The following is a 6,357-nucleotide window of genomic DNA, read 5'->3' as shown; positions in this document are numbered from 1 at the left end:
GGGCCGCGCCAAAGGACACCATGTCTGAGAGGCTGTCCATCTGCTCACCAAAGGCACTGGTGGTGTTGGTCATGCGAGCCACACGGCCATCAAGACTGTCGAGCACCATGGCGCACATGACCCCAATGGCAGCATTGTCGAAATGCCCATTCATGGCCATGACGATGGCGTAAAAACCACCAAAAAGAGCCGCCAGCGTAAACAGGTTCGGCAGGATATAGATGCCTTTACGCCGGGGACGGATCACATCAGACATGCTGCCAGCTTCCGTCACACCCTCATCTTGACGCCCCGATTCCATTGCGCGATCCTGCCCAGAAAAATGATCCATCCGTCGATTATCGATCAGTCCCACAAGGAGCATAAAAAAAGGTGCCGATCGACGGCACCTTTTTAGCAAGCAAAAGCAGCGCTTCAGCTTGATCAGTTGCGGCTCTTATCCACCAACTTGTTGGCCTTGATCCAAGGCATCATGGCGCGCAGCTGTTCACCAACTTGCTCGATCGGATGCTCAGCCGTCAGGCGACGACGCGAGATCAGGGTCGGCGCACCGGCCTTGTTTTCCAAGATGAAGGACTTGGCGTATTCGCCGGTCTGGATGTCCTTCAGGCACTGACGCATGGCGTTCTTGGTGTCTTCGGTGACGACACGCGGGCCGGTGACGTACTCACCGTATTCGGCGTTGTTCGAGATCGAGTAGTTCATGTTGGCAATACCGCCTTCATAAATCAGATCAACGATCAGCTTCAGTTCGTGCAAGCACTCGAAGTAAGCCATTTCAGGCGCGTAACCAGCTTCGGTCAGGGTTTCGAAACCCGCCTTGATCAGCTCAACCGCACCACCACACAGCACGGCTTGTTCGCCGAACAAGTCGGTTTCGGTTTCTTCGCGGAAGTTGGTTTCGATGATGCCGGCCTTGCCGCCGCCATTGGCCGCAGCGTAGCTCAGGGCCAGATCACGGGCCTTGCCGGTCTTGTCGGCATGCACAGCGATCAGGTGGGGCACGCCGCCACCTTGGGCGTAGGTACCACGCACGGTGTGGCCAGGAGCCTTCGGGGCCACCATCCAGACGTCCAGATCATCACGCGGGATGACTTGGCCGTAATGGACGTTGAAGCCGTGAGCAAACACCAGCGAAGCGCCTTGGCGAATGTTGGGTTCGATCTCGCGCTTGTAGACGTCAGCGATTTGCTCGTCGGGCAACAGAATCATGACCACATCGGCGGCCTTGACAGCTTCAGCGACTTCAGCGACCTTCAGACCAGCCTTTTCGACCTTGGCCCAAGAAGCACCGCCCCGACGCAGACCGACCGTGACATTCACGCCGCTGTCGTTCAGGTTTTGGGCGTGGGCATGGCCTTGGGAGCCGTAGCCGATGATCGCAACTTGCTTGCCCTTGATCAGGCTGAGATCGGCGTCCTTGTCGTAGTAGACCTTCATGGAAACTATCCTTGGAAAATGAACGGGATGAAAAAAGAAGACTGCGGGCGGGCTGAAAAAGGCCTCAGACGCGCAGGATACGTTCGCCGCGACCAATGCCACTAGAGCCGGTACGGACGGTCTCAAGAATCGCAGTGCGATCCACGGCTTCCATGAAAGCGTCGAGCTTTCCAGAGTCACCGGTGAGTTCGATGGTGTAAGTCTTGTCAGTCACGTCGATGATGCGGCCACGAAAGATATCAGCCATTCGCTTCATCTCTTCGCGCTCCTTACCGACAGCGCGCACCTTGACCAACAGCAACTCACGAGCCGTGAAGCTGCCTTCGGTCAAATCAACCACCTTGACCACTTCGATCAGGCGATTGAGATGCTTGGTGATTTGCTCAATCACCTCATCCGAGCCGCTCGTAACGATGGTCATGCGCGACAAAGAGGGGTCTTCTGTCGGCGCAACGGTCAGACTCTCGATGTTGTAGCCGCGCGCGGAAAACAGGGCGACAACGCGCGACAACGCGCCAGGCTCGTTTTCGAGCAGCAATGCAATGATGTGTTTCATGATCAGAGGTCCTCGGATCCGAGCAGCATTTCAGAGATGCCTTTGCCGGCTTGCACCATCGGCCAGACGTTTTCGGTCGGGTCGGTGCGCACATCTAGGAACACAGTTCGATCCTTCAAACGAATCAGTTCTCTGAGGGCTGGCTCAATCTCGGATGGCTTCTCGATCTTCAAGCCGACGTGACCATAGGCTTCGGCCAACTTGACGAAATCCGGCAGCGCGTCCATGTAGCTGTGGGCGTAGCGACCTTCGTAGTTCAACTCTTGCCACTGCCGCACCATGCCCAGATAACGGTTGTTCAAGGCAATGATCTTGACCGGCGTCTTGTACTGCTGGCAAGTTGAAAGCTCTTGGATGTTCATCTGGATCGAGCCTTCGCCGGTGATGCAGAACACATCCGAGTCAGGCTTGGCCAGCTTGATGCCCATGGCATAGGGCAGGCCCACGCCCATGGTGCCCAAACCACCAGAGTTGATCCAGCGACGCGGCTCATCGAACTTGAAGTACTGCGCGGCCCACATCTGGTGCTGCCCCACATCGGAGGTAATGTAGGTATCGCGACCTCGCGTCAGCTCCCAGAGCTTTTCAACCACGGCCTGCGGCTTGATGACGTCATCCGATGGCTTGTACTTCAGGCATTCGCGACCACGCCACTGCTGGATCTGATCCCACCAAGCGGTCAAAGCAGCCGGCTCTGCGCGCTGTTGGGTTTCGCGAATTTGCGCAATCAGCTCACGCAACACGTCACGCACATCGCCCACGATGGGCACATCCACCTTGACGCGCTTGGAGATGGAGGACGGGTCGATGTCGATGTGAATGATCTTGCGATCCACGGATGCAAAGTGCTGGGGATTGCCAATCACACGGTCGTCGAAACGCGCACCCACGGCCAGAACGACATCGGCGTTCTGCATGGTCATGTTGGCTTCATAAGTCCCGTGCATGCCCAGCATGCCAAGGAACTTCGGATCAGACGAGGCAATCGCACCCAAGCCCATCAAGGTATTGGTGACGGGGTAGCCCAGCAAATCGCACAGCTCACGCAATTCGGCCGACGCATTGGCCAGAATCACACCGCCACCGGTATAGATGTAGGGCCGCTTGGCCGACAACAACAGCTGCACGGCCTTGCGGATCTGTCCGCCATGGCCCTTGCGCACCGGGTTGTAAGAGCGCATTTCCACCGATTCGGGGTAATGGAAAGCGGTCTTATTGAACGAGACGTCCTTGGGGATATCCACCACCACCGGGCCGGGTCGGCCGGTACGGGCAATGTGGAACGCCTTCTTGAGGACGCCCGCCAGATCGCGCACATCCTTGACCAAGAAATTGTGCTTGACCACCGGGCGGGTGATGCCCACCGTGTCGCACTCTTGGAAGGCATCAAGACCAATGGCGGCTGTTGGCACCTGCCCGGTGATGATCACCATCGGGATGGAGTCCATGTAGGCCGTGGCGATACCTGTTACCGCATTGGTCACACCCGGACCCGAGGTGACCAACGCAACGCCAACATTGCCCGTCGCGCGGGCATAGCCATCAGCGGCATGAACGGCGGCTTGTTCGTGGCGCACCAGCACATGCAGGAAGCTGTCTTGCTGGTAGATCGCATCATAAATATAGAGGACGGACCCGCCTGGGTAGCCCCAGATGTATTTCACGCCTTCGGCTTGAAGGCATCGAACCAGAATCTCGGAGCCATTGATCTCCGGACCGGCAGCATGATCGTGTGGGGTTGACATTGGATTGCTAAGTTTGTGTTCCGCGGCAGACATGTTCATCTCGAACCTTTCGGGTTTTCTCTGACGAAAATCGAATGGTGTCCATCCTCGTGATGATCACCGAAATGACCACCGCACCCTTGTGAGGCGGATTCAGGACCTGCGCGGCCAAAACGGAAAGACCCGGGTCGGGCAAACAGTTCAGACCAGTCATGCAGGTAATGCAGCCTTCTATTATCGCATTCACCCAAGACTTGGGCTAAGTACCCGTTCAACTTCTGGCTCGATGCGCCATAATCGCGCCGCCCCGACACAACCCCCATGGCGAACGGCCCTTGAGCAGCGACCGCGAACTCTCAGACTTCCTGCGCAGTGTTGAAAAACGTGCCTTCAAGCGAGCCGTCTATTCCGTAAGAGATGATGAGGCGGCTTTGGACATCGTCCAAGACGCCATGATCAAGCTCTCGGAACGGTACAGCGATCGCCCTGCGGCTGAATGGCCCATGCTGTTTCAGCGCATCTTGTCGAACACGATGATGGATTGGTTCCGTCATCAGAAGGTTCGCAACGCAGTGATGCATAACTTCACCGACTTCGAAGGTGAAGACGGCGATGGCGATTTCGACTTCCTCGAATCTCTCGATAACTTGGAGTCATCTGAAGGGACTGAAAGCAGTGCTGACGCTTTGGAGCGAACACAAACACGCTCTGCCATCGAAGATGAACTGACAAAACTGCCAACACGTCAACGGGAAGCCTTCCTGATGCGTTACTGGGAGGAGATGGACGTTGCCGAAACGGCTCAGACCATGGGATGCTCCGAGGGAAGCGTGAAAACGCATTGCTCGCGGGCCGTTCATGCACTGGCCAAGGCGTTGAAACTACGGGGAATAACACTGTGATGAGAACCGAACTGAACGTGCAACCGAAGGCCGCTCCCGAACAAGCCGCCCTAGAGGCTCGGTTCGGTTACAAAATCACGGCGCACTTGGGAAGGCAGGATGAAAACATCCTGCCCTATCACGTCGAAGAACGCCTGCGAGTTGCACGGTTGATGGCCGTTAAAAAGGCTCATGAAGTCCGCCTGCATCGAAAAGCACAGTACGCCCCAAGTGCGTCGATCTTCGGCTACGGTGCGGCAGTGCTCGGTGGCGGCTCAAGCGAACGCTCATCATGGTGGGTCAAGCTAGGCACCTTCGCACCTTTGGCCGTTTTGGTGTGCGGCATGCTCCTTGTGCATGAGTGGCAATACCAAGAACAAATTGAAGCTGCCGCTGAAGTCGATGCCGCGCTCCTTGGCGATCCCCTGCCGCTTTCCGCTTACACCGATCCAGGATTTGCTGAATTCCTCAAGGAACCGCAAGACATCGTGCTGGAATGAGAGATGGTGCGCTTCGAGATGTTTCACACCGTAAGCCGCTCTGTATGCACGGGCATTTTTTGCACATGGATGATCTTCATGCCCTCGCTTTCACCGGCCCAACCGTTGACCGCAGAGGAAGCTGGACCCACTTGGTCTCAGTTAAGCAAGACTGAGCAATCTGTTTTGCAGCCTTTGGCCCCGCACTGGGCCAAGATTGACCCTGATCGCAAGGAAAAATGGCGCGATGTCGCAGCACGTTTTCCACAGATGAGCACAGAGCAACAAAAACGTACCCGAGAACGCATGGCCGATTGGTCGAGCATGAGCGTTCATGAACGAACTGCTGCACGGTTACGCTTTCAAGAGTCCAAGCAACTCACACCTGAAGAGCGTGAAACACGCTGGAAAGCCTATTTGGCATTGCCTGAGGACCAGCGCAAAGCCTTGGCCAGCAAGCCGGCTACAGCAGGCAGCGGCATTCCATCGAGCGTGTCCACATCAAGTTCGACAGCGCCGACAAGTGCCAAGCGATCAACCAGCAACTCCTTGATCGCCGCCCAGCCCAAGACGAACCTGACTTTGCCCCCGCCTACCGCATCAGCAGCGCAGCGGTCCGTCTCGCCAGGATCGGTCCAAGCAACCTCCGGATTGAGCACTCGCCCGATCAGCGCTCGACCCGAACCACCGCGCCATCAGCAGATCGGGCAACCCAAGATTGCGGGCGGCGGAGCGTCGGGATCAAGCCTTACTCCTTCACGTCCGACCACGAAGAAGCCGACTTTTGCCGCATCAGCACCCTTGCCAACAGCGGGATCGTCAGTGGCTTCATCCGCCGCTCCCCGCTTTGAGGTGGCGGCCTCAGCTGCCAGCACAACGTTGCAATGACAACGCTAGGGGCACGGCTGCTCTGCTCGCTGTATGACACCGTTCTTGTCGGTGGCACGGTGATGTGCACAGGTTTGGTTTACGGCGTCATGACCGATCAACGTCAATCGATGCAGGGCCGACTGCCGCTCCAAATACTGATTTTTGCAGTGATGGCAACCTACTTCATCGGCTTTTGGTCCAGCAAACAGGGCCAAACCTTGGCGATGAAAACGTGGCATCTACGGGTGGTCACTGCTGACGGATCTCCATTGAGCGCCAGCAAAGCAGCGCAACGGTTCGCATGCAGCTGGCTATGGGTCGCACCGGGGGGCCTCGCGTTTCTACTGCACAACACACCCCCAACATCCCCGGGTACGCTGGGTCTGATGCTTGGGTTGAGCATCTTG

The 6,357-nt window shown here is 57.0% G+C and carries 8 protein-coding genes; 4 read left to right on the top strand and 4 right to left on the bottom strand.

The genetic code is table 11. From position 1 onward, the window contains the following. The 4 genes from LEPOCDRAFT_RS02170 to LEPOCDRAFT_RS02155 form a co-directional block, all read right to left on the bottom strand. A partial coding sequence (locus LEPOCDRAFT_RS02170) for a CDP-alcohol phosphatidyltransferase family protein (protein ID WP_172632733.1) occupies positions 1–256 on the bottom strand: 256 nt, incomplete at its 3' end. A 167-nt stretch (positions 257–423) separates the two neighbouring features. Next, entirely contained in the window at positions 424–1,440 is a 1,017-nt protein-coding gene (gene ilvC / locus LEPOCDRAFT_RS02165; RefSeq protein WP_009453580.1) for a ketol-acid reductoisomerase, read from the bottom strand. 64 nt (positions 1,441–1,504) lie between these two features. Further along, positions 1,505–1,996, bottom strand: coding sequence for an acetolactate synthase small subunit (gene ilvN / locus LEPOCDRAFT_RS02160; protein ID WP_009453579.1), 492 nt, complete (start codon positions 1,994–1,996; stop codon positions 1,505–1,507). 2 nt (positions 1,997–1,998) lie between these two features. Next, positions 1,999–3,780, bottom strand: a complete 1,782-nt coding sequence (locus LEPOCDRAFT_RS02155; RefSeq protein WP_009453578.1) for an acetolactate synthase 3 catalytic subunit — start codon at positions 3,778–3,780, stop codon at positions 1,999–2,001. 275 nt (positions 3,781–4,055) lie between these two features. Here LEPOCDRAFT_RS02155 and LEPOCDRAFT_RS02150 point away from each other — a divergent pair, with 275 nt between their 5' ends. The 4 genes from LEPOCDRAFT_RS02150 to LEPOCDRAFT_RS02135 form a co-directional block, all read left to right on the top strand. Further along, on the top strand, positions 4,056–4,622 hold the full coding sequence (locus LEPOCDRAFT_RS02150; RefSeq protein WP_009453576.1) for an RNA polymerase sigma factor: 567 nt from the start codon (positions 4,056–4,058) through the stop codon (positions 4,620–4,622). After that, positions 4,622–5,101 carry a DUF3619 family protein gene (locus LEPOCDRAFT_RS02145; protein ID WP_009453575.1) on the top strand — a complete coding sequence of 160 codons (480 nt, stop codon included), beginning with the start codon at positions 4,622–4,624 and terminating at the stop codon, positions 5,099–5,101. Before LEPOCDRAFT_RS02150 ends, LEPOCDRAFT_RS02145 begins: the two co-directional genes overlap by 1 nt. Positions 5,102–5,170: 69 nt before the next feature. Continuing rightward, complete coding sequence (locus tag LEPOCDRAFT_RS02590) at positions 5,171–5,968, top strand: DUF3106 domain-containing protein (protein ID WP_216579400.1); 798 nt, start codon at positions 5,171–5,173, stop codon at positions 5,966–5,968. After that, on the top strand, positions 5,965–6,357 hold a 393-nt coding region (locus tag LEPOCDRAFT_RS02135; RefSeq protein ID WP_009453572.1), incomplete at its 3' end, for an RDD family protein. The genes LEPOCDRAFT_RS02590 and LEPOCDRAFT_RS02135, both read left to right, overlap by 4 nt.

This window comes from Leptothrix ochracea L12 (assembly GCF_000262525.1).
The sequence above is the reverse complement of the archived record's forward strand: the minus strand, read 5'-3'. Positions and strand labels throughout refer to the sequence as shown.